Annotated in this window: 19 protein-coding genes and 1 CRISPR repeat array; of the genes, 14 read left to right on the top strand and 5 right to left on the bottom strand. The window is 36.0% G+C overall.

Going from position 1 to position 23,714, the window contains the following annotated elements:
• Position 1 precedes the first annotated feature (1 nt).
• The 7 genes from ACYIAM_RS03750 to ACYIAM_RS03720 all read left to right on the top strand — a co-directional run bounded on the left by ACYIAM_RS03750 (position 2) and on the right by ACYIAM_RS03720 (position 10,368).
• Entirely contained in the window at positions 2-2,527 is a 2,526-nt protein-coding gene (locus ACYIAM_RS03750) for a DUF4132 domain-containing protein (protein ID WP_483747294.1), read from the top strand.
• On the top strand, positions 2,521-3,618 hold the full coding sequence (locus ACYIAM_RS03745) for an ATP-binding protein (protein ID WP_174797143.1): 1,098 nt from the start codon (positions 2,521-2,523) through the stop codon (positions 3,616-3,618). The genes ACYIAM_RS03750 and ACYIAM_RS03745 overlap by 7 nt, the downstream gene beginning before the upstream one ends.
• Positions 3,619-3,634: 16 nt before the next feature.
• Positions 3,635-6,190 carry a DUF5682 family protein gene (locus ACYIAM_RS03740; protein WP_483747293.1) on the top strand — a complete coding sequence of 852 codons (2,556 nt, stop codon included), beginning with the start codon at positions 3,635-3,637 and terminating at the stop codon, positions 6,188-6,190.
• Between the two features lie 9 nt (positions 6,191-6,199).
• Positions 6,200-7,384 (top strand): VWA domain-containing protein, encoded by a 1,185-nt coding sequence (locus tag ACYIAM_RS03735; protein ID WP_483747292.1) that lies wholly within the window; start codon positions 6,200-6,202, stop codon positions 7,382-7,384.
• Positions 7,381-9,552 carry a hypothetical protein gene (locus ACYIAM_RS03730; RefSeq protein WP_483747291.1) on the top strand — a complete coding sequence of 724 codons (2,172 nt, stop codon included), beginning with the start codon at positions 7,381-7,383 and terminating at the stop codon, positions 9,550-9,552. Before ACYIAM_RS03735 ends, ACYIAM_RS03730 begins: the two co-directional genes overlap by 4 nt.
• Before the next feature lie 280 nt (positions 9,553-9,832).
• Positions 9,833-10,084, top strand: coding sequence for a type II toxin-antitoxin system Phd/YefM family antitoxin (locus ACYIAM_RS03725; protein WP_483747290.1), 252 nt, complete (start codon positions 9,833-9,835; stop codon positions 10,082-10,084).
• On the top strand, positions 10,081-10,368 hold the full coding sequence (locus tag ACYIAM_RS03720) for a type II toxin-antitoxin system RelE family toxin (RefSeq protein WP_483747289.1): 288 nt from the start codon (positions 10,081-10,083) through the stop codon (positions 10,366-10,368). Before ACYIAM_RS03725 ends, ACYIAM_RS03720 begins: the two co-directional genes overlap by 4 nt.
• 298 nt (positions 10,369-10,666) lie before the next feature.
• On the opposite strand, the gene yccS is transcribed toward ACYIAM_RS03720, so the two are convergent.
• A complete protein-coding gene (yccS, locus tag ACYIAM_RS03715; RefSeq protein WP_483747288.1) occupies positions 10,667-12,811 on the bottom strand; it encodes a YccS family putative transporter in 2,145 nt (714 codons plus the stop codon).
• Between the two features lie 401 nt (positions 12,812-13,212).
• A CRISPR array of direct repeats spans positions 13,213-13,600; the repeat unit is 28 nt; unit sequence CTTTAACGCCGTATAGGCGGTTTAGAAA.
• Between the two features lie 841 nt (positions 13,601-14,441).
• On the opposite strand from yccS, the gene ACYIAM_RS03710 reads away from it, so the two are divergent.
• Complete coding sequence (locus ACYIAM_RS03710) at positions 14,442-15,404, top strand: hypothetical protein (protein WP_483747287.1); 963 nt, start codon at positions 14,442-14,444, stop codon at positions 15,402-15,404.
• Positions 15,405-15,912: 508 nt separating this feature from the next.
• Here the strand turns inward: ACYIAM_RS03710 and ACYIAM_RS03705 are convergent.
• Positions 15,913-16,299, bottom strand: a complete 387-nt coding sequence (locus tag ACYIAM_RS03705; protein ID WP_483747286.1) for a hypothetical protein — start codon at positions 16,297-16,299, stop codon at positions 15,913-15,915.
• A gap of 86 nt (positions 16,300-16,385) precedes the next feature.
• A complete protein-coding gene (lexA, locus tag ACYIAM_RS03700; protein WP_160431509.1) occupies positions 16,386-17,012 on the bottom strand; it encodes a transcriptional repressor LexA in 627 nt (208 codons plus the stop codon).
• Between the two features lie 252 nt (positions 17,013-17,264).
• Between lexA and coaE the strand changes: the two genes are divergently transcribed.
• Genes coaE through tsaD form a run of 4 tightly spaced genes read left to right on the top strand, consistent with a single transcriptional unit; the run spans position 17,265 to position 19,892 of the window.
• The gene (coaE, locus tag ACYIAM_RS03695; protein ID WP_483747285.1) at positions 17,265-17,870 is read left to right on the top strand and encodes a dephospho-CoA kinase; all 606 of its coding nucleotides are present in this window, start codon (positions 17,265-17,267) and stop codon (positions 17,868-17,870) included.
• 4 nt (positions 17,871-17,874) lie between these two features.
• The gene (gene zapD, locus ACYIAM_RS03690) at positions 17,875-18,612 is read left to right on the top strand and encodes a cell division protein ZapD (RefSeq protein WP_174797132.1); all 738 of its coding nucleotides are present in this window, start codon (positions 17,875-17,877) and stop codon (positions 18,610-18,612) included.
• Between the two features lie 36 nt (positions 18,613-18,648).
• Positions 18,649-18,867, top strand: a complete 219-nt coding sequence (yacG, locus tag ACYIAM_RS03685) for a DNA gyrase inhibitor YacG (protein ID WP_065638697.1) — start codon at positions 18,649-18,651, stop codon at positions 18,865-18,867.
• Complete coding sequence (gene tsaD, locus ACYIAM_RS03680) at positions 18,867-19,892, top strand: tRNA (adenosine(37)-N6)-threonylcarbamoyltransferase complex transferase subunit TsaD (RefSeq protein ID WP_483747284.1); 1,026 nt, start codon at positions 18,867-18,869, stop codon at positions 19,890-19,892. Before yacG ends, tsaD begins: the two co-directional genes overlap by 1 nt.
• Before the next feature lie 97 nt (positions 19,893-19,989).
• On the opposite strand, the gene ACYIAM_RS03675 is transcribed toward tsaD, so the two are convergent.
• Positions 19,990-20,346: a DUF4282 domain-containing protein gene (locus tag ACYIAM_RS03675; protein WP_483747283.1), complete on the bottom strand. Its 357-nt coding sequence runs from the start codon at positions 20,344-20,346 to the stop codon at positions 19,990-19,992.
• Between the two features lie 127 nt (positions 20,347-20,473).
• Between ACYIAM_RS03675 and ycaO the strand changes: the two genes are divergently transcribed.
• Positions 20,474-22,237 carry a 30S ribosomal protein S12 methylthiotransferase accessory factor YcaO gene (ycaO, locus tag ACYIAM_RS03670; protein WP_483747282.1) on the top strand — a complete coding sequence of 588 codons (1,764 nt, stop codon included), beginning with the start codon at positions 20,474-20,476 and terminating at the stop codon, positions 22,235-22,237.
• Positions 22,238-22,290: 53 nt separating this feature from the next.
• Here the strand turns inward: ycaO and ACYIAM_RS03665 are convergent, their stop codons facing one another.
• A complete protein-coding gene (locus tag ACYIAM_RS03665; RefSeq protein ID WP_483747281.1) occupies positions 22,291-23,121 on the bottom strand; it encodes a shikimate 5-dehydrogenase in 831 nt (276 codons plus the stop codon).
• 71 nt (positions 23,122-23,192) lie between these two features.
• Here ACYIAM_RS03665 and ACYIAM_RS03660 point away from each other — a divergent pair, with 71 nt between their 5' ends.
• On the top strand, positions 23,193-23,522 hold the full coding sequence (locus ACYIAM_RS03660) for a nitrous oxide-stimulated promoter family protein (protein WP_174797128.1): 330 nt from the start codon (positions 23,193-23,195) through the stop codon (positions 23,520-23,522).
• Positions 23,523-23,714: the final 192 nt, after the last annotated feature.

The raw sequence follows: 23,714 nt of genomic DNA, 5'->3' as shown, positions 1-23,714 counted from the left end.
AATGACATCTGAGCAACAGCGTTATGCGCAATTAAAAACAATTACTGTTAGCGATTTAGATGCGATTTTTGATTGTTTAAATGGTAAAGGTGATATCGATCAGACGGATATAAAAAACAAATTAATTTATGAAGTTATTTTGAATAAAGGGCGTTTGTCATCGTTACCTGAATTTAATCTTTACCACTTATTACGTGCGGAAAAAATTTGTCATCGTGAGCCTAATTCCTTTCATTTAGGTTTAAGTTTTTCTCATCATGAAATCTTGTTACGTACTGACTTACGCCAGTTAGTTGAAGTAATGAATAAAATAGATTATGTGACAGATGCGAAACGCACTATCGCTGCCGCATTTTTAATGAATTATTATTATGAAACCACAACTGAGGTCGATCCTAATTTAGTTTGGCCATTTTTTGCCGAAAATTCCGTTTATCTTGATGAAGCATTAGGACTATTGCCAAGTCAAGAAGTGCAAAACAGTGATTATTTTTTTGAGAAAGAACGAGGGATAAAAATATTAACCTTTTTCCCGAAGTTACCCGCTAAATATGTGACTTATCTGCTTGAACTGGCATTAAGTGAAATTCAATCATTACGTTTATTAGCGCAAAAAGCATTAAGTGTGTTGCCTGATATTCATTGCCGAGTGGAAGAGGCGTTGATGTCAACCAAACAATCGCAGCGAATTTTAGCTGCCAAGTGGCTAGTAAAATTAGGACAGAAATCATCAATTAAAGCACTAAATAATGCGCTAAACAAAGAGAAATCTGAATCGGTGCAAGCAACGTTATTAGCTTCGCTTGAACGTTTAGGTGAAAATATAAACCAGTATTTAACGCCAGCTAAATTACTTGATGATGCACAAAAAGGCTTAACGGGCAAAAAACCAGCAGATGCTAAATGGCTTGATGAAAGTTTAATCCCAGTATTAACTTGGCAAAGTGGTAAGGTGGTCGAACCTCAAATTATTACTTGGTGGATTTGGCTTGCGATAAAATTAAAAGAGCCTGCTAATCCATTATTAATCATTTATACCCGCCTTTTAAGCCTCAAAAGTCAACACGAATTAGGGGTATTTATTTTACACGCTTTTATTAAGCAAGACACGTTAACGCCAACACTTGAAGAAGCCGAAATGGAGGCCAATTTAAAAGCAAAACAACGTTGGAAAGATTATTTAGATTATGCAAAGCGTTATCCCGAATATTATGGTCAATATGAAAATATGACTTTAAACGAAGCTTTCGAAGTGATAAAGCAAGAAGTACTTTCTCGCTTAGTGGGTTCAGCCATTAAATCAAAAGGTGTATTATCACTAATTGGTGGCATACAAGGTAATGCCGCTGTATCGATAATAAAAAACTATATTAAAAATTACCAAATCAGGCGTGGTCAAATTGAAGCTATGCTGGAATCAATAGCTGTTAGTGACGATCCGCTGATTATTCAATTTTTATTATCAATTGCACGTCGTTATCGAACGCCGTCCGTGCAAGAAAAAGCGAAATTATTGATTAACCAAATTGCTGAGCAAAAACAGTGGACGGCTGATGAACTGGCCGATCGCACCATTCCAACCGCAGGTTTAGATGAATCGGGCGTGTTGAGTCTTGATTATGGTGAGCGAATTTTTACAGTCACATTAGATGATAAATTCAAATTTGTATTGAAAAACGACGAAGGTAAAGAAATTAAAACACTGCCCGAAGCGCGTAAATCTGAAGATGAAACATTAGTCAAAGAAGCCAAAAAACAATTTAGTAATAGCAAAAAAGCACTGAAGCAATTGCTTGAATTACAAACAGCTCGCCTATACGAAGCCATGTGTTTGCAACGACGTTGGTCTGTTTTAGCATGGCAAGAATATCTCTATAGCCATCCTATTATGCGTCTATTAATTCAACGTTTAGTGTGGCTTGAAGTGAATGAAGCGGGGGTAATTATCATGAGTTTTCGCCCAACCGAAGATGGCAGTTTAATTGATTTAAATGATGACGAGATTAAGCTTAGTAAGGAAAACCATATTACTGTCGCGCATAGTGCATTGTTAACTAACGATATGGTCAAAACGTGGCAAAAACATCTTACAGATTACAAAGTTTCGCTACTATTTGCACAGTTTAACCATTCGTTGCCTGATGTTAGCCATATTACAGAAAATATTATTGATGATCGTAAAGGCTGGCTAACAGATAGTTTTACTATACGAAATATATTGATTAAACAAGGATACAAACGAGACAATATTGAAGACGGTGCTTGTTTTTACGGCTATTATAAATATTTTAGTGAGCTTGAGCTTTATATCAATATTGAATTTAGTGGTAGCTATGTGCCAGAAGAGAATATCCCTGCTGTACTTTACAATCTATATTTTAGTAAAAAGCAGGGTGGAAACTGCAATGCAATTGATATCAACGATGTGCCGCCAGTATTACTAGCAGAAGCTTATGCTGATTATATGGCTGTGGCTAATGCCTCAAGCGGTTTTGACCCAGAGTGGGAGAAGAAAGGATTATGGTAAAACACACACAAGCCATTCGCTTAAGCGCAGAACAACGTTATGCTAACGAGTTAAATAAGTTGCTGAAATTGGATAGTCATAACAATAAACCTAAAGGTTGGCAGTTATCACCAAAATCGGTGCGAACGTTTATTTTGGGCAATGAGGAGATCGGCATCAGCCGTAAATTTTTTGGCGACGATCCCCTTGTTGATCGAGCGATTGTCTCTTTGCTTGGTAAACAAGGTTTAATGTTAGTTGGCGAACCTGGTACGGCTAAATCGATGTTATCTGAACTGTTAGCTGCAGCAATCAGCGGTGATTCAAACCTAACTATTCAAGGCACGGCAGGGACAAGTGAAGATCATATCAGATATTCTTGGAATTATGCTTTATTATTAGCCGAAGGCCCAACTGAACGGGCATTGGTTGGCTCACCGATTTACCACGGTATGCAGCAAGGTAAAATTGTGCGTTTTGAAGAGATCACACGTTGTCCACCCGAAATTCAAGACGTGCTTGTGTCTTTGATGTCTGAAAAGCAAATGATGATTCCCGAAATGGGGCAGAATGCCAAAATTAGTGCAAAACCAGGATTTAATCTTATTGGCACAGCAAACTTACAAGATCGTGGTGTGCATGAGATGTCAGCCGCATTAAAACGTCGTTTCAATTTTGAAACCGTTAATCCAATTACCGATAAAAACTTTGAAATAGAATTAATTCAAATGCAACTTAATCAGGAATTAGGCGAACTAAAATCGCAAATAATCATTCCAGTCGATGTCATTGAACTATTAGTAACAACGTTTCAAGAGTTAAGACAAGGACAAACTCAAGCAGGCACCAAGCTGAAAACACCAGATGCGGTGATGTCAACAGCAGAAGCTGTCAATATTGTGTATGCCTCAGCATTAGATGCCTATTATTTTGATGAGGGTACCTTAGAGGGTAGGCATATTGCTAAACAGCTTATTGGCGTTGTTTTAAAAGATAATGCTGATGATATTAAACGGATTCAATTTTATATGGATAATGTGGTGCGTGAACGAGCCAAAAACTCACCTGTATGGCATTCATTCTATCAGGTGTCTAAAAAATTCTGGAAATAATAAATAGATAATCATTATGGCTCGATCACCATTACCACAACGCCTAGAAAATGCTTTAACATGTCGAGATGCATTACAACAAGAGCAGATCTATTTTGCTCCTGTGCGCCATCATAGTCCTGCATGTAGTTATGCTTTGCGGCAGTTGATCACGCAAATTAAGCCGACCCATGTGTTGATTGAAGCACCTGCTAGCTTTTCAGCAATACTTGAGGAATTACTAAATAATAAGACAGAGCCGCCCATTGCTATACTTTGTCAAACAGATCTTCAATTAGATCAAATCGTTCTTGAGACGAATGATGAATATGAAGAAGATGATACGGCGAACATGCCGCCGCATCAAATTACTCGCTCTGCATTTTATCCATTTTGTAGTTACTCCCCAGAGTGGCAAGCAATACAATTGGCAAAACAATACAATGCAAAGATTCAATTTATTGATCTGCCTTGGGCAGAACAAGTGACTCAAGAATTCACACCACAGCAGAGCAAATCATTACTTTCTGAGACCTATTTAAAACATAGTCAATACATTACTCAATTAGCTAAAAAATTACATTGCCGCGATCATGACGAAGTTTGGGAACATTTATTTGAATTAAGAAATTTTACCGATCTTGCTGATTGGCAAACATTTTTTGAAGATACCTTTATTTGGTGTGCAATGGCGAGGCTTGATTACGATTCATCATCACTCGAAGCAGAAGGCTCTAGCCAGCGAGAGCAGCATATGTTAACTGCCATTGGGCGATTAAAAAAATCAACACCCGATGCGAAAATTGTGGTAGTTACAGGTGGATTTCATACGCTAGCATTATTTGAAGGATTATGGCAAAACAAGCTTGTTTTACCGAAAAAATCCGATATTACCCGATTTAATCGACAGCAAAAAAGTAGTGAAAAGGATCGAACTTGGCTTATTCGTTATAGTTTTGATCGTCTTGATGCATTAAATGGTTATACCGCAGGGATGAACTCTCCTGCTTATTATCAAGAATCTTGGCTATCGATGTTAGCTTATGAACAAAACCCTAACCAGTCACAAACAACCCAAGGTTATCGCCAAGCGCAAGCTCTCGAGTTTTTGTCAGCTATCGCTGATAAACTGCGAAAAAAGCAAAGCGATAGTGATGCTATTGGCTTTATCCCCTTAAAGTCAGCGATTGAACAAGCCTGCTTATTAGCCGAACTTCGAGGCCATTACGGCCCTGGGCGTTATGATTTGCTTGATGGTATGCAATCGGCTTTTATCAAAGGGAGCATTCACGATGTACGCAGTGATTTTTGGCAAATAGTTTATCGTAGTTTATCGGGAAATCAATTAGGGCAAATTCCTGACAACATAGCATCCCCGCCACTTGTCAATCAAGTTTATGCAACACTTAAACAATACCGTTTTAAGTTGGACGATACATTACCTAAAATCACGCATATTGATATTTACCGTAAACCAGAGCATCGGCAACGAAGCCGGTTTTTACATCTGCTTGCCTTTTTAGACGTTGGATTTGCTAATCGTCTTGATGGACCCAATTATCAGTATGGTACGCGATTAACTATTATGTTCGAAGATTGGCAATATCTATGGACACCGATGGTTGAAGCTAGGCTAATTGAACTGTCAGAGCAAGGCACCCAACTTGAACAGATTGCTTTACAAAAATTACAACAGTCGATGGAACAATTAACTGAAGAAGGCACAGTACACTCTTGTCAGAGTGCGGTAAAAGGGGTGATACAAGCCGCTTTAATGGGATTACAATCCTACTTTACCCAATTATTGGCTAAGTTATCAACTTATCTAGACGTCGATAATAATTTATTGTCAGTAGTAAATTGTGGGCATCGTTTACTGTATTTATGGCAAGGTCGGGACTTTTTAGCGCTTAATGCTAGCTCAACTTTGCTAGCGTTGCTAGCTAAATTGCCACAACAAGCTTTTTTCTTGCTTGATGCATTAAAGCAACCTGATACAGAGCAACAGCAAGAAAATTTAAAAACATTATTATTATTTAGAAATCTAATCAATAATCTACCAGAGCAACTGGATGTAAAAAAGTTGAAACAGGATTTTTACCTAAATTTGTATCGTTTACAACCGCGATTAAACAAAGCGCCATTGATTTGTGGAGCCATTGATAGTATTGCTTATTTGGACTGTCAAATCAGTCAATCAGAACTCGATCATAAAATAAAAGTGGCTTTTGATTCAGGTGCCCAATATGAACAGGCAAGTTGCTATTTTATGGGGATAATGCAATGTGCGCCTGAATTAATTATCCACTCCTCACAATTATTAACAAGCCTTGATGAGTTATTAGCGCATTGGGAACAAGAGCAATTTATTAAAATACTTCCTGATTTACGGCTTGCATTTACACAACTCACACCTAAACAAAATGCAATGATTGCCGAAAAAATTTCTAAAAAATATAACGCCCAAAAAGAAAAACTGAGTTTTCAGCAATATAAATTTAGTGACGAAGACTTACAAAAATTACTTTCTTTGGAATTATCTGTCTGCCAACATATTGAGCAACAACAGCTACAAGATTGGTTTAAACAGTAAGGATTTAGCATGAGTGACAATAAAAAAATCATTGATACCAATAATGTTAATCATGTTAAGCGCTGGCGGTTAATATTAGGTAAATATGCTGATGAACATCTTAATCAGGCAACATTTAACCAACATGATCATAACTTAGAACAATCATTAAATTATCTTTATCAGAATGAATACCGTAAGCGAGGTCTGAAAATAGGTAGTGAGGATAATGGGAATAGTGTCCGAAAAAAGATTTCACCTGGTGGCAATGAAAATTCGGTATTTAATACCGTAAATTGGCTTAATAAAACGCGAAAATTGTTTCCAAAAAGCACATTTGAACGCCTGCAACAGCAGGCTATTGCCCGTTATCAGTTGCAAGGAATTTTAGATGATCCTAATGTTATTCACGCGTTAGAAGCGAATATGAATTCAGTTCGTTTATTAATGAATTTGCGAGGACAATTAAAAAGCGAAGTCTACTTAGCGGTTAAAGAACTGATTCAAAAAGTTGTTGATGAGATTTTACAAAAAATCAAATCCAATTTTGTTAATGCTTTGGCTGGCAAAAAAAATCGCTTTCGTCGTTCTAAAATATGTTGTAACCAAAATTTCGATTGGCGAGCAACAATTAAGGCCAATTTGAAACATTTTGATCAGCAAAAACAGCAAATGATTATTGAAAATGCGATTTTTAATTCTCGCGCCAATAAGCACTTACCATGGGATATTATTTTATGTGTTGATCAAAGCGCCTCAATGGATAGTTCAATTATCTATTCTGCTGTTTGTGCCAGTATTATGGCTAAATTACCTTCTGTTAATTTACATCTATTGGTTTTTGACACTCAAATTGTTGATCTATCTCACTTAGCCCATGATCCTGTTGAAGTTTTAATGACTGTCCAGTTAGGTGGTGGCACTGATATTGCTAAAGCACTTAATTATGCTGAACAAAAAATTAAAAATCCACAACGAACCATTGTGGTATTAATTAGTGATTTTTGTGAAGGCGGGGCACTAATTCACCTTTATACAACCATTTCAAGAATGAACAGTAATCGAGTCAAAATGTTAGGTTTAGCTGCGTTAGATGATAATGCTGATCCTGTTTATGATTTGCAAATTTCACAGCAGTTAGCTAATCGGGGGATGCAAATTGCCGCATTAACACCAGAACATTTTGCTGCTTGGTTAGCGGAGGTCATGCAATGAGTTGGCAACATATTTATTTAAATTATGATCAAGAGGCATTGGCACTTTATGCCAATATTGGTTTAGTTCGCCGTGCGCGTAAAGATATCGAGGCTAATAAAGTTACATTAGTTGAAAAAAATAATGAAGATTATTTAGAATTCGAAGCGGATGGTCAGCAAGTCAGGTTATCAGCTCAAGGTATTCAGGCCGCCAGTTGCAATTGCCCCGCTCTCGGGCATTGTAAGCACATTATATCGGCTGTTTTATGGCTACAATCAAATGCTTCATCTTTAGATCCTATTACCGATAGCAATAACATCGATGATGACAATCAAATTAAGCCGTTAAATCAATCCAATGAATCGCATAATTCTGATAATAAAATAAGTACAAAACAGCTTGAAACAATAAGACCTTTAGCTAACGTGTTAACAGAATTGTTGTCATTAGATGCCAGCAAACTCTTAAAAAAAGCCGGCAAAACCAATATGTTTACTGCTTACCAATTGGTTTGTGACTGGCAAAAAAATCCCTTAGTGACAATTGAATATCAAGATTCACAAATACGAATTATTGTACCAGAGAGTGATACTCCCATTATTTATATGGCAGGCACTGGCTTTGATGGGATGATTTCAGCATTCCCCACAAAACAAAAAATGGCAGTACATTTAGCGGTTATTGCTTATCTATTTGAAAAAAATAACAAAATATGGACTTGGCCAATAGAATGTCGACAAAGCATAACGCACGAGGTTGATCAGCTTTCTGCTGATGAAATTACCCTTATTAAACAGATTCAACAGCATATTTATACACTTATTAAGCAAGGTTTGTCTCATGTGAGCCATAGCCAAGCTGAACAGCTACAATTACTCAATATGTCGGCAAGATCGCAAGGGTTACCTCGTTTGGCTGCAATGCTTCGGCATCTTTGCCAATTGGTTGAATTACTTGCCAAACGTCACTTTACTGTCGAAGAGCAAGATATACTCCTTTTTTTGGGGCAGGTAAAAGCCTATACCGAAATGTTATTACATCATCAGGGTGAGCAACTATTCAAATTACGAGGTCGAATAAAACGCCAATATAAAACAGAATTACAAACACTTGATCTCTTGCCATTAGGTGGGCGTTGGTGGCAAAGTAAAACAGGGGCGATTGGCGCAACTTTCTACTTTTGGGATAGTGAAAAACAACAATACCAAGAAACCACATTAGCTAGATCCTATAAAAACGATATCAATTTTAATCGCTTAATGGTTTGGAATAGTATGTCAATATGGCAAACATCTCCCTATATGTTAATGCAAAAAGCAATAAAGCTTCATCAACCTCGTGTATCGGATAGCGGCGAGTTATCGAGTCATGGATCGACTGTTACTTTACAAGAAACAGCATGGAGTGATGAAAATTACCATGATTTTAGATCAAAAGCAGGCTTTCAAAATTGGTCAATATTGAGCGACTATTTACAAGATAATAGTTTAGATGATTCTCCTTTTAATGAGATGTTAATTCTTCATATAGCCAGCTCAAATAAACCTTATATAGACGAAATTAGACAAAATTTAGTTTGGAAAGTGCTTGATAATGATGGAAATAGCCTGTTTTTATGCATATTTTGGGATGAATATGAAAAATTGCGTATTGATGTTCTAACAAGTTTTTTAGAAACTAACAATCAACCCTTAACCGTGTTTGCTAACTGTGTAAAAAATGATAACTTCTTAGATTTAGAACCTTTTGCATTGCTTTACAAAGATCAACTAACAGGAGAGATCAAAACATTAAGCCTTGATTTTGAAGATTTCTGGTATAAAAACAAAAAATCCATCTTTAAACAAAAATTTATCACAAATACCTATTTAGCACATAAACAGCAGCTAGGTGAAAATCATTATATGAAAGATTCGTTTACAACCTCAATTATTCAACCGCTTTTAACGATACTTGAGAGTGTGACAAGTTCTGGACGACTTGAATTATTGATAGAGCAAAAACAACAACTAGCCACGCTCCAATATGATTGCGATACCTTAGGATTAAACACATTAAGTACCGTTTTAAGCAAAATTCTCAGTCACCCACAAATAGCCATAACTCATATCTTACAAGCGGTTTACTTATGTTATCTCTTAAAAAAGGCAAACTATCAATTACCAATACGGCTTAGTGATTTATGATATAAAATACCTTATCGTTATTACATAACTCTGATAGAAAATAATATTGTTTATTTTAGCGTTTAATATTCAATATGGTTCAATATTATTTTATGCTTGACGGGGTTTTTGAATGTTATCAATCTAACACATCAGTTTGATACCTAAAGTTAAATCGTTTAATACTGTAAATAATACAAAATTAGAATTATTTTAAAGAGTAACAAGTACTAATAAGACTTGTTAACAGGTCTTTAGGGTGTTATATTCAACATGCATAACAAAAGAGGAATGTATAAGTATGCCTAATATTATTTTGAGTAATATTACTGCCAGCATCAGTGAATTAAAAAAGAATCCAATGGCAACAATAAATGCGGGGCAAGGATTACCCGTTGCGATATTAAACCGAAATCAACCTACATTTTACTGTGTTCCAGCTGAACTTTACGAAAAAATGCTTGATATGATTGATGATCAAGAATTAATCGCTTTAGTTAAGGAGCGAGAAAAACAACCGCTGGTTGATGTTGATCTGGAAAGTTTTTTATGAAATATACCATCAAGTTTAGAAAGGATGCGGAAAAAGAGTGGCAACGACTTGATCGAACAATACAACAACAATTTGCAAAAAAACTACTAAAATGCAAAGAAAACCCCCATATACCAAGTAATAAGTTACGAGGTATGGCTAATTGTTATAAATTAAAACTAAGGGCATCAGGATATCGATTGGTTTATCAAGTTCAAGATAACGTGTTAATTATTGTTGTTGTAGCTGTAGGAAAAAGAGAGCGTAACGAAGTTTATAATCAAGCGAGTAATCGATTGAAATAATTTGACATATTCATTTAATCATAATGGCAAAAATCAGGTGCAATAGTGTGAATAAATCTATCAATCAATCAAATATCCCTGCCATAATTAAGTCTACTAAAAACTATTTTCTCTAGTGAGATTATTTGCAATTTTTGACCAAAGCATTTTTTTAAGTTTTTGAGAAAGTGATTATTTTATACAAAATACGGTTCAATTTATATTTTGGGTATATAACATTTTTATCAATCAAATAATAATGACGTTATTGTTGGAATGCTAATAGCGTGGCTTAAAGGTTAACTTTTTATTGAACCATTTAATTTTCCAATTCACTAGCAAGCATGACAATCTCGGGCAAAATATCCAAAATCAAAGCCAATTGTTGCATCACTAACAGATCGTTATTGGCTTTTTCATCATCAGTCGAAAGCACCGAAATTGTCTCAATATAATCAGCAATGGACTGTTTAATAGATTGGTATTTGCTATCTATCTTTTTATCGTTTAACAGATTAATAATATAAACCGACAAATCATCAAATAGATCGAGCGTCTGTTTTGAAATACACTTATCACGGTGGGCACCTAAAGTCGAAAGATAACTAATCAACGTATGATTCAGCGTTAATAAACGAAATCCCTGATCAATAACTGCTGGATTCATATGCGGCTCTTTAGTCATCAAACTAATTAAAGAGGATAAATCCGCATTACTATCATGCGCTGCACGCCTTGCTAATCGATATTGCGGGTCATTAGTTTTGCCAGACATATACTGACGACCAATTAACGCCAAGTATTGGCTATCGTCATGACAAACACGATCGATAAGTTTAGGTAGATTTCTGAACTGCCAATCAGGCCAAATAAAGCTCACGGCAAACCAAGCAATAAAACAACCGATCAACGTCGCAATAATGCGTGAAATAGCAACCGCAATGCTACTTTCGCCAATCAAACTAAAACTAAAAAATACCAGTAACGTAATAAATGCCGTAGCATAAGCATATTGCGAATTCTTAAATAGAAAAAACAGCCAACCGGTAATTATAATTAGCACTAACTGTTCGGATACGCTTGGAAATAAAAACGTTAACGGAATACCTACTATGATCCCTAAAATAGTGCCTATTACGCGCAATTTTAACCGATGTTTTGTGGTGGAATAGTTAGGCTGGCACACAAATAAGCTGGTTAAAATAATCCAATAACCATGTGGCAAGTCACAAAAATAAATGACCATATAACCTACAAAAAACACCACACACATACGAATCGCATGACGAAACAGAGCAGATTTAATCGTCAAATTGCCTTTAATTTTGGCAAAAATATCATGAAAACGAGTTAACTCTTCATCAATCAACTGATTATCTTCTTGATCTTTTGACAGATGCTGTTCAGTATCAATATTGGCAAGTAATAGATCGATCGAGAGCAAATTTTGATGCAAACTTTTCATCGCCTTAATCATTAGCAGATTTGCCGTATTACTAGCATGATACTGGTTAATTGCCTCTTCAAGATACGAAAAATAACGTGAAAATAGCGGATCATGCTGATAAGTCTGATTTAATTTAATGGCTATTGCAAGTTGGGCACAAGCTTTGGCTTGCAAATTTAAAATACGTGCAAACCGAAATAAAATATCACTATGCTTAAAATGCACACTTAGTGCTTGATAATGGCCATGCGCTGAACTGGCGCGTTCATGAATATCTTGCGCCACAAAATAATAGCTAAGCATCTTTCTAATATAAACTTGTCCGCGATAGCTTTTTAAACGATTAAATAACGAACGCTTAGTGTGATTAAAAGCACTAATCAACTGATTATTGCTATTGTTTAGTTGCAAAGTTTGTTTTTTAAAACCGTCAGACTCATCTGGATCAAACATAGCCGCCTTGGCGTCAAGATATTGAGCTAATTGGATAAAACATATCGATAATGATTGTTGGGTTGTGCGAATGGGTTGGATGATGGATTCAATTAACGAAACAACATTATACCAAAGTGCACCAAGCAACAAAAAACAGGGCAAAGTATAATTATCGGTATATAAATTATGCCCAAGCATGGTATAGGCAGCTATTAAAAGTGAGCCAAAGGCAATTACTCCATAACGTTGCCCAAGTGAACCAAGCATAATAAAAATAAAAGTCGAAGATACTAAACCAATAATAAACAACACAGGATAATTAAATAGCAACTCGACCGAAAAAGTCGCAGTAGCAAAACAGATCAATGTAAGGATTAGATTAATACAGCGACTTAATAAACGCGTATCGATCTCGGTCAAACCCGCTGCCACCACACCAAGCGTAAGCGGAATAACGAGTGAAGTTTGTCCAAAATACCACGGAACTAACGTCGAACCGGTTAAACTAATTAACATTCGTAGACTAAAAAGAAGATTACTGCTGTAAAAGACTTTACGTAAAGTCAAAATGAATGTTTGCACGGCGTATTGGGCTTTGATTGAGTTGAAATGATAGCCGGTAGGATACTATATTGTAGAGCTTTGGGAAAGCATTGTTTATTTTTTGAGTATAAAAGAGCTTTAAAAAGCAAATAAAATCAATTAATTAAAAGTATGCCTTTGGGTGGTAGCCTGTGTTTTTTATTTTAAGCACTTTTTTCATTAAAAAACAATCTAAGCGCTACTCAAAAATAGGTTAGTAAAGATATTGATTTTATTTTAACGGGTTTGTTTTGATTTCAAAACCCTTAGAACCCTTTTTTTACCGTTAATTTAAAATAAAATAAAATCAATAAGTTGAAAAAAGGTCAAAAAAAAGGGTTTTCAAAACTGAAATTGTTGTTTATCTTTATACAGCGAGATTTATGGAATATTAATTTCTACTTTAACGCCGTATAGGCGGTTTAGAAAAGAATGGAGCGAAAGCGTAAAATATCCAGTTACTTTAACGCCGTATAGGCGGTTTAGAAAATATGCTCTTGATGTTCATTTTGCGGTGTTAACTTTAACGCCGTATAGGCGGTTTAGAAATAACCGTAAAGCCAAATTTAACGGCTAAACCACTTTAACGCCGTATAGGCGGTTTAGAAAGCCAAAAAAATGGGAATGTGAGCGTAACAAACCTTTAACGCCGTATAGGCGGTTTAGAAATGAAGAAGACCAATCAGGGCAATCATCATCAACTTTAACGCCGTATAGGCGGTTTAGAAATCGCTTATAATTAACAATTACATTTCCACATTCTTTAACGCCGTATAGGCGGTTTAGAAAAGCACCAGCTCAGGCTCAGCAAGATACATTTGCTTTAACGCCGAATAGGTGGTTAATGCATATAAAATTAACTCGACAACTATAAAACCATAATAATAAGAGATTATTTTATTTGTCTTATTCCGGCGTCAGAATGCGCCGACAAAAGAGTGAGGTCAGCATGCCAAACAGAAAAGTTTAGCGAGGCTATGCTTTGTCGGAACACATTTGAACATCTCAGTAAAGCGAAGATGGTATTGAAAAGATGAGTATTATGGATGATATAAATAATATTGGGGAATTTTACACAAAATCCCCTTATTCAGACGTTATCACAGTAGCAATTTTTTACACCAAATGAATAAAACGTCCGAAAACACTGCTCCAGCCACCAAAAAAACGCAATATCAGGCAAAAAAACGTTATATAACATATTGATTTTATTTATTTTTTATTTTATTGTTTTTTATATAAAAACAATAAATTTCAATATCTTCAATCTTTCCATAAACTGAATCGAAGTCACACCTAAATAATTTTTACCAAAAATTCCCCAAAAAAACTAGCCAAGCTTTTTTTTAATGGTTATACTTTGATCAATTTAAAAACGGCTTATTTAATAAGCGAAAGAATACGTAAAAGATAAATAAAACAACAATTTACTTGACAGGCAAATCGCAATGCATTATCATTTTAGACACCAGACACCAGACACCAGCACTGGCAAACCTATGTTTTAAATTTATCAAATAGACGCATCAGACGAATTTTTACTCTCGCTTCGTTGATATCCTCGAAGTTATCTCTCAAATTACTATCAACATTATCCCAAAAAATTTCGTTGGCGTTGGCGGTAGTATTTTTGTTGTTTTCATGGCATTCGCTGGCATTAAATAGTCGAGGTGTTAACCGCAGTGATGCCATAATATTACCTTGGACACAATGGGGTATCGTCAAATTTGTTACTACAGAACTTAGCGGAAGCGGTCCCGCGGATGTCTTCCAATGGGATGCGGGATTCATCGTTAAAGACTTCAATCCCGCATCATATGCGCTTAATTTTCCAACTACTGGGGCTGATGGATTGTATTTTGATTTAATCATATATGGAGATATAGATGAAGATGAATTGACATGGTCGCCAGTCACGCATGAAGGAATCACCGCTACAGTGAAAAAGATAGCAGCAAGGGATAGTTGGGCTTGGCTACAGTGGAGTAGTAGTAGTTGGAGTGATCATATTCTGGATAAGGACGAATTTTTCAATTCACATATATTTATGCGCGTTACGCTAACAGGTCCAGAGGCAAGGAGACAATGGTATAATTCTTATCCGAGTCCCATTGCTAAGCCAAGATTACCACGGACCTTTGAGTTAGTGGGTAAAGATAGAGAGGGTAATGAGGTAGTAAAATATGGATTTGTGTTGCAGAAGTGGTTTGTGACCCGAGGGGATGGACGGAAAAGCCAACCCGAGCAAATATCTTGGTGTAGTCGTTTAGGTTACCGCCTGTCACAGGCTAGGGACTTGACTAATTCGGTGTGTTCCCCAAGAGACGCCATATACAACTGTCAAGGAATCGTCACCGCCACACCATCGTCATCTAGTAATTCAGTCGAACGTCGAATAGGGGCAGGCCTTTTGGCGGATTGGGGCTCCATACTGATGTACACCGGCGCGGGCTTTTACTCCGACGCCTGGGTAAGCGATGAGTTAGATAACAGAAGGTTCAGGCTGGAGATCGATACTGGCGGGATTTCTGGAACCAGAAAAAACGAAAATTTTTACGACGGCGATAATGATGCTATTTGCACCATACCTTAGCTTTTAGTCCTTAAGTCGCGGTCGAACTTATGGTACAAATAAAGAACAAGCAATTAAAGAAGCAAGCGAAATCATAAAAATTACTAATTAAGCGTAACAATAGAAATTGAGCAAAAATGAACATTAAGTGAAAATCCTATTATATTTTTAAGAGAGATTTTTTAAAAGCCTATAATCATTCATTTTATGTTATGAATCAATTGTTAGGATTTAATTTAAAGCCCATAACCAAGCACGTTAAAAAACTTGACACAAATCATTGTGTATGGTTTTTTCTGCTAGTATTATCAATAAACGTGTGAGCTTTACGTTCATTTTTGGTTTTAAAAATTTAGAACAGCGTTGTATGGTTTTTTAGCAGGTTAATGGGTAAAACAATTAATTTATCTGATGATTTACACATTCTTCTATCTATTCATTTCATTATTGTTCAACTGGTTAAAATAAAAAATCCAGCAATTGCGATAACATTTGCTGGATTTTTAGTAGTTCTATTGATGTTAATGTGTTAATTAACAGGATAAAACTCGTTTGTTGAGTCGCTGTCGTTATCGCTATCATGGTGGCTTGAGCCTGGTAACGCTCTAGCTCGTTCAATAGGAACATAACTGCCACTAGGTGTTTCAACTTGACATTCGCCTAAAAAGATAGAATATTTGGTGTTTGCATGCATACTTTCACCTCTAAAATAGCAATGAGCTGCATTGTATAAATCCCCTTGGCAAAGCAATGCAATAGCTAACCAAACAATGAGTACGGCTAAAGTGACCCATTTTAAATACTTCCAAATAAAGGACCAAAATCCTATCCCTCTAAAACGGCAGTATCCATAAATGAGCACTATAACTGCAATAAGCCCTAAACATTCGTATAACCAAAATAGCCACATAGTCATCTCCCACACGTTAGTTAACTGTTATTTTATACTAACTTTGCCTATACATCTATATGCTTGTAATTGTGTATATTTACACCATAAATTTATATCCAAGAACCGTTACGAATAACACCAACAGCGAGTCCTTCAATGGCAAAATTTTGTTGTTCTAAATCAACTTCGATAGGTGAGAACTCTTTGTTTTCGGCAATTAGGTGAACATGCTTGCCTTTGCGTGACAGTCGTTTAACAGTAACTTCGTCGTCAATGCGAGCAACCACAACCTGACCGTTTTTAACATCTTGGGTTTTATGTACAGCCAATAAGTCACCATCTAATATGCCGATGTCTTTCATTGACATACCGTGCACTCTTAATAAAAAGTCAGCATGGGGTTTAAACAGTGATGGATCAACTTGGTAATGACTTTCGATATGCTCTTGCGCTAATATTGGCGAACCCGCTGCGACTTGCCCAATAAGCGGTAATCCCTCTAGTTCATTTTGCTCAACTGGGCTTTCAAGTAAAAGGCGAATTCCGCGCGATGAGCCTGCGATCATTTCGATCGCGCCTTTTTTGGCAAGCGCTTTAAGATGTTCTTCAGCTGCGTTAGCGGAACGAAATCCTAATTTTTGAGCAATTTCGGCTCGAGTGGGTGGCATGCCGGTGGTTTGGATGTTGTCTTTTATTAAATTATAAATTTGTTGTTGACGTTCGGTTAACGGTCTCATTACTTATTCCTGTTTTTATATACAGATATATGTAATTATATACAGCTAATGATATAAAACAACTATTTTATTTAATTTATTTTTGATTTGGCGGTAAATTTTTGCATTGTGGTTATTATGAGTTAATCAGGTGAGTAATTTCCCCACTTGATGCTAATTAATAACTAAATTACTGCCAGTATTTTGCATTATTTAATCAACATACTTATATGCTATAATAACCTAATTTTTTATTAGATTGGAATTTGCCTTATGCCTTATGTTGTTGCGCTCAGTGGCGGGATTGCCAGCGGTAAAAGCACCATTGCCGATTTGTTTGCCCAATTAGGTGTGCCAGTTATTGATGCCGACCTTATTGCAAGGCAAGTTGTGCAAGTTGGTAGTGATGGGTTTAATCAAATTGTTAAGCATTTTAGTCAAGAAATTTTGCTCGCTAATGGTGAACTTGATCGTAGTCAGCTACGTGAAATTATATTTAATAATGACCATGAACGACTTTGGCTTAATCATTTGTTGCATCCTATTATTCAACAAGAAACTCAAAAACAAATTGCTATGCAAAGCACTACCTATGTGATTTGGGTTGTACCGTTATTGATTGAAAACAATTTGCATACTTTGGCCGATCGAGTGCTGATCATCGATGCTCCAGAGTCGCTACAATTGGCGCGATTAGTAAAAAGAGATAATATTAGTGAATCATTAGCGAAAAAGATGATATTGTCGCAAGTGTCTTTAAAAAAACGTTTATCTTATGCGGATGATATTATTGTCAATGATGACAATTTGGTGTCGCTAACTGCACAAGTTAATTTATTGCATCAACAATATTTAGATAACTTTAATGGTAAGATTTAGATAGATGAGTAATATTATTTTTGAACATCCATTAAACGAAAAAATGCGCACTTGGCTTCGTATTGAATTTTTATTAAATCAATTAAATACGCATTGCCATTTAGATCAGAATAATGCGTTGATTTTTTTTCATGCACTGTCCGAGTTGTTAGAAATTATTGAACGTAACGATGTTAAAAGCGATCTGATGAAAGAGCTTGAATCTCAAAAACAAAAGTTAACCTTGTGGTTAACGTTTAATGGTGTTGACTATGATTTGCTTAACAGTTTGATCCACCAGTTTGATGAGTTTTTAGCTCAATTTTATGTGACAACGCGCTTAGGACAGCCATTGAAAGAAGACCGTTTTATCACTGCTATTCGTCAACGTTTAACGATCCCAGGTGGGTGTTGTAGTTTTGATTTGCCTTCGTTCCATTTATGGCTCAAAATCCCGCAAGAAAGACGCAATATTCAAGTTAAAAATTGGTTACAACACTTGTCAATTCTTGATAAATCTCTAACATGTTATATGCAGTTAATTAGACAAATGGGTGAGTTTAAACCATTTATTTGTTCTAATAACTTTTTTCAAGAAACGAGTGGTGATGTTAATTTGATTCGTATTCGGGTTTCGTTAGATAAAAATGTCTATCCCCAAGTGTCTGGTTATATGTCGCGCTATAGTATTCGGTTTTTACCGCTTGATGCTAGTGATAACGTTAATAACGATGGCATTGAATTTGAGTTAGCTTGTTGCTAATGACGTTAAATGCTGATTTTTGAAAAAAGAGTTGAAATGAATAAAAATACAGTCACATTTGTTAATTGTCCAACTTGTCAAAAAAAAGTTGAATGGAGCAAAGAGAGTCCTTATCGTCCATTTTGCAGCAAACGTTGCCAGCTTATTGATTTAGGTGATTGGGCAACCGAAGAACATCGCATTGCCGATAAAGACATCACCGAACAAGATCTTTGGAGTGAAGAAGATCTTACCGATTTTGCAGGTAAACATTAATGAAGATTTTAGGTATTGAAACCTCGTGCGACGAAACTGGTATTGCCATTTATGATGATACCAATGGTTTGCTTGCAAACCAGCTTTATTCGCAAATTAAGTTACATGCTGATTATGGTGGTGTAGTGCCTGAGCTTGCATCACGCGATCATATTCGTAAAACCGTACCCTTAATTCAAGCAGCATTAAAAGAAGCAAATTTGCTGCCAGCAGATATTGATGGTGTGGCTTATACAGCAGGTCCAGGCTTAATTGGTGCTTTAATGGTTGGTGCATCGATTGGGCGTTCGCTGGCTTATGCTTGGGATGTTCCCGCAGTTGCAGTCCATCATATGGAGGGGCATTTGTTAGCTCCTATGCTTGAAGATAATCCACCCGAATTTCCCTTTGTGGCATTATTAGTTTCGGGCGGACATACACAGCTTATTAGTGTAATGGGTATTGGTCAATATGAACTTATTGGTGAATCCATTGACGATGCAGCAGGAGAAGCTTTTGATAAAACAGCAAAATTGCTTGGTTTAGATTATCCCGGAGGGGCTAAATTGTCGAAATTAGCTGAGCACGGTAATGGGAATCGCTTCCATTTTCCTCGGCCAATGACCGATCGTCCTGGGCTGGATTTTAGTTTTTCAGGTCTTAAAACAGCCGCTGCCAATATCATTCATCAACATAGTGATAATCATATGATTGATACGCAGACTCAAGCCGATATTGCTAGAGCTTTTGAAGATGCTTTGGTTGATACGTTAGTGATTAAATCGCGACGAGCTCTTGATCAAACTGGATTTAAAAATTTAGTGATAGCTGGTGGAGTAAGCGCCAATCAAACACTGCGTAATAGGTTAACTGAGCTGATGCGTCAGCGTAAAGGACAAGTTTATTATCCACGACTCGAATTTTGTACCGATAATGGGGCCATGATTGCCTATGCGGGTATGATTCATTTAAAAGCGAGGCAGTATTCAGATTTAGCAATTAATGTTAGGCCAAGATGGCCACTTAGCGAGCTTAATGCTGGTTAACCGATTATTTTGATTTAAAAACATGTTGATTAAAATAAAAGCAAAAAAAGCGGGAATCAGTTCCCGCTTTTTTGCCTATATAGTTAAATCAATGATATTAATTAACAGTATTGGTGCTAGAAGATTCTTCTTGTTTTTCGGAATCTGTGTTTTCGTTAGCTAATTTTTGAATATTGTGATTAATATTAAATAGTACACAAATCAATTCAAAACCAATACGAGTTGAAATAAAGCCTACAATCAAGGTAATAATGCCAGTAAAAAAAGCAACTAAACCCATAGTGAAACTATAAGCAAATGCAGCAAAACTACCTAATATCATAGTGAGCGCACTAATGCCAATAAGAACTAATGCGATCCAATACACGATAGTGATAAAAGAAGGTGTTAACATTTTATTAAAGAAGAAAAAATCTTTAATGGTAAGATCTTTAAAATCTATTTTTTTGTTCATTTTATTTCCTTATTTAGGTGGATTAATTTTATTACTTCTATTTTTTTATATTTGCGTATAAAGTGATAAATTCTTGAAAGCGGTAAAGCACAACAATTATAACATAAAATTATTTTGAGATTAACTTATGAAAACTTATATTCCGGGCAAAGATGCTGCCCTTGAAGATTCCATTAACTATTTTCAGCAACAATTAGCTAAATATGATTTAGAAGTGAAAGAAGCTTCTTGGCTCAATCCTGTGCCCAATGTGTGGTCAGTACATATTCAAAATACAAAGTGCCCACTGTGTTTTGCTAATGGTAAAGGTGCAAGTAAAAAAGCAGCGTTAGCATCGGCCTTGGGAGAGTATTTTGAGCGATTATCAACCAATTACTTTTTTTCAGATTTTTATTTGGGTAAAAAGGCTGCAAATGCTGATTTTGTGCATTATCCGTCCGAAAAATGGTTTTCTATTCATGAAGATAATTCCCTCCCTAAAGGGTTATTATCTCAAAAACTCCTTAAGTTTTATGATCCCGATCATGAGTTAAGGGCAACTGATTTAATTGATTTACAATCAAGTAATGGCGAGCGTGGCATTTGTGCATTACCGTTTGAGCAACAGTCTGACAAGCAAACGGTCTATGTGCCTGTTAATTTAATTGCTAATTTATATGCATCTAATGGTATGTCAGCAGGAAATACCCGTAATGAAGCGCGAGTACAAGGGTTATCGGAAATTTTTGAACGTTATACCAAAAATAAAATTATTGCCGAGGCTATTAGCTTACCGATTATTCCAACCGAGGTTATTCATCGCTATCCAGCGGTTTTGGCAGCCATTGATGCGCTTGAAAGCGAAGGCTTTCCACTGTATTGTTTTGATGCTTCATTAGGCGGTGAGTTTCCGGTTATTTGTGTGGTGTTGTTTAATCCGCAAAATGGAACATGTTATGCATCGTTTGGTGCACATCCAAATTTTGGCGTTGCACTTGAACGAACTGTGACTGAGCTATTACAAGGGCGCAGTTTAAAAGATCTGGATGTGTTTTCACCACCAAGTTTTGATAATGATGATATTGCTGATCTTAGCAATTTAGAAACGCATTTTATTGATTCAAGCGGTTTGATTTCATGGGATCTGTTTAATGAGCAAGCTGATTATGAATTTGTCGATTGGGATTTTTCGGGCACGACTGAGCAAGAGTTTGCTAATTTAATGGCTATTTTTACACGTCACAATACTGAAGTGTTAATTATGGACTATGAGCATCTTGGTGTTTATGCTTGCCGAATTTTGGCTGTTGGCATGTCTGAAATTTATCCCCCTGAAGATCTTTTAATTGCCAATAGCAATATGGCAATTGGTCTGCGTGATCTTATTTTGTCGTTACCTTATCAAAAACGCACTGCTAAACAATACCTAGCCATTATTGAACAACTTGATGACGAAGGTCTTGATGATTATGCACGCGTTCGTGAATTGCTTGGCATTGCAACCGGTAACGATAATGCTTGGTTTACATTGCGCGTTGGTGAATTAAAAGCAATGTTGGCATTGGCAGGTAAAGACTTAGTGCAAGCACAACAATGGATTGATTGGACGGTTGAAATGAATGAGTCTATATTTACCCCAGCACGTAATCACGCTTATCGTTGCTTGCAAACGTTGGTTAATTTTATTTTGCAACGTGACAAAAAACAGTTTAACAACTATCAAATAGCATTTAATAAAATGTATGGTCAAGCTTGTGTTGACGATATGTGGCAATATGCTAATGGTGAAAAAACATTTTTTGGCTTGGCAGATTCTGCTACGGCCGATAAAATGACTAATGATAATTTAGAGCAATTTGCTATGCATCAGAAATTATTAGCTGTGTATAACAAATTACATCAGGTGATGTGATAACCTATTTGTTTAAATTCCACCGATATACTCGGTGGAATGAATAACACTATTTAGCCTTGCCTTGCAAATTCACCTGCTTGTTTTACCAATTCTTTGTTGGGTGTTACGCCAGTATATAACACAAATTGTTCAAGAGCCTGAATCACCGCGACATCGGCACCTGAAATAATCGTTTTGTTTAGCTTTTGGGCATATTTTATCATAGGTGTTTCAACGGGTAATGCAACCACATCAAATACAATATCAGCATTTTCTATCATGGTTGAGGGGAATGCGAGCTCATTTGCTTCAATGCCTCCATGCATACCAATTGGGGTCACATTAATAATTAGTTTGGCTTGCTTTGGCAATATGTCTTGTTCATCTTTGACCCATTTATAACCGTAGCGTTTGGCTAATGCTTCGCCTTTTGCTTGGTTACGTGCGACAATCATGCCATTTTTAAATCCTGCATCATAAAAAGCACCAATCACCGCATTAGCCATACCACCGCTGCCTTTTAACACAAATGGCGTTGTATTATCGATTTTATTTTCTATAATGAGCTTAGCAACTGCAATATAATCAGTATTATAGGCTTTTAAATGATGATTGGTGTTAACAATAGTATTGACTGATTGAATAGATTTTACCGAATCGTCTAATTCATCAATAAACTCAATGCAAGCTTCTTTATAAGGCATTGAAATGGCGCAACCTCGAATCGCTAAGGCTTTAATGCCATAAATTGCATCTTTTAAATTATTGGTAGTAAAGGCTTTATATAAGTAATTAAGATCGAGTTTTTCATACAAATAATTATGAAAGCGAGTACCGAAATTGCTTGGTCTGGCTGAAAGGGACATGCAAACAGTCGTATCTTTATTGATAATTCTTGCCATTACAATAAATCCTTGTAATCATAGTTTGATGATTTTATTTTACCACTTTCTTTATTAATGTGTATGTCATTATGGTTGCAAACAATACCGGTCCTAAAATTCAGCAAGAAAAATCGACAGTGAGCGCAATGATTTTTTTATATTGTCATCAAAAGCATCATACCTCACGCCACCAGTTATGTAATGAATGTAATGATCTATTGCAATATGCTATGCAACGTTTAACAATGTGTCGTTTTGGTGAAGCCAAAACAACGTGTGAGCGTTGTCCTAAACATTGTTATCGCAAAGATTATAAACAAAAAATCAAACAAGTTATGCGTTATGCTGGTCCTAGAATGATGATTTACCACCCCATTATGGCCTTTAGGCATATTTATAAGAATTTGGTGAACAAATAACTTATTGTTCACGATTTTTATGTGGTAAAACACAAAATGTATGGTCAATTATCATTAAGTTGATATTAGAATTTAGTCAATTTATTTAATTAAAAATACTCATGCTTAAAATTGCATCGAATTTCAACCGATTTGTATACTAAGAAAAATTTGTTATTATTGAAAACAAAATTTACAATAACCATTTGATAA

It is taken from the genome of Gilliamella sp. X-60, assembly GCF_057063585.1.
Note: the sequence above shows the minus strand (reverse complement) of the source record. Positions and strands in the feature narration are given on the sequence as shown.

Excerpts from the sequence above, each read along its gene's own strand:
- ACYIAM_RS03725 (WP_483747290.1), top strand. The coding sequence starts at position 9,833 with ATGCCTAATATTATTTTGAGTAATATTACTGCCAGCATCAGTGAATTA.
- ACYIAM_RS03660 (WP_174797128.1), top strand. The coding sequence starts at position 23,193 with ATGGTTGCAAACAATACCGGTCCTAAAATTCAGCAAGAAAAATCGACA.
- ACYIAM_RS03675 (WP_483747283.1), bottom strand. The coding sequence starts at position 20,346 with ATGAACAAAAAAATAGATTTTAAAGATCTTACCATTAAAGATTTTTTC.
- yacG (WP_065638697.1), top strand. The coding sequence starts at position 18,649 with ATGAATAAAAATACAGTCACATTTGTTAATTGTCCAACTTGTCAAAAA.
- ACYIAM_RS03740 (WP_483747293.1), top strand. The coding sequence starts at position 3,635 with ATGGCTCGATCACCATTACCACAACGCCTAGAAAATGCTTTAACATGT.
- lexA (WP_160431509.1), bottom strand. The coding sequence starts at position 17,012 with ATGAGACCGTTAACCGAACGTCAACAACAAATTTATAATTTAATAAAA.
- ACYIAM_RS03735 (WP_483747292.1), top strand. The coding sequence starts at position 6,200 with ATGAGTGACAATAAAAAAATCATTGATACCAATAATGTTAATCATGTT.
- ACYIAM_RS03730 (WP_483747291.1), top strand. The coding sequence starts at position 7,381 with ATGAGTTGGCAACATATTTATTTAAATTATGATCAAGAGGCATTGGCA.
- ACYIAM_RS03705 (WP_483747286.1), bottom strand. The coding sequence starts at position 16,299 with ATGACTATGTGGCTATTTTGGTTATACGAATGTTTAGGGCTTATTGCA.
- ycaO (WP_483747282.1), top strand. The coding sequence starts at position 20,474 with ATGAAAACTTATATTCCGGGCAAAGATGCTGCCCTTGAAGATTCCATT.
- tsaD (WP_483747284.1), top strand. The coding sequence starts at position 18,867 with ATGAAGATTTTAGGTATTGAAACCTCGTGCGACGAAACTGGTATTGCC.
- ACYIAM_RS03720 (WP_483747289.1), top strand. The coding sequence starts at position 10,081 with ATGAAATATACCATCAAGTTTAGAAAGGATGCGGAAAAAGAGTGGCAA.
- ACYIAM_RS03665 (WP_483747281.1), bottom strand. The coding sequence starts at position 23,121 with ATGGCAAGAATTATCAATAAAGATACGACTGTTTGCATGTCCCTTTCA.
- ACYIAM_RS03750 (WP_483747294.1), top strand. The coding sequence starts at position 2 with ATGACATCTGAGCAACAGCGTTATGCGCAATTAAAAACAATTACTGTT.
- zapD (WP_174797132.1), top strand. The coding sequence starts at position 17,875 with ATGAGTAATATTATTTTTGAACATCCATTAAACGAAAAAATGCGCACT.
- ACYIAM_RS03745 (WP_174797143.1), top strand. The coding sequence starts at position 2,521 with ATGGTAAAACACACACAAGCCATTCGCTTAAGCGCAGAACAACGTTAT.
- coaE (WP_483747285.1), top strand. The coding sequence starts at position 17,265 with ATGCCTTATGTTGTTGCGCTCAGTGGCGGGATTGCCAGCGGTAAAAGC.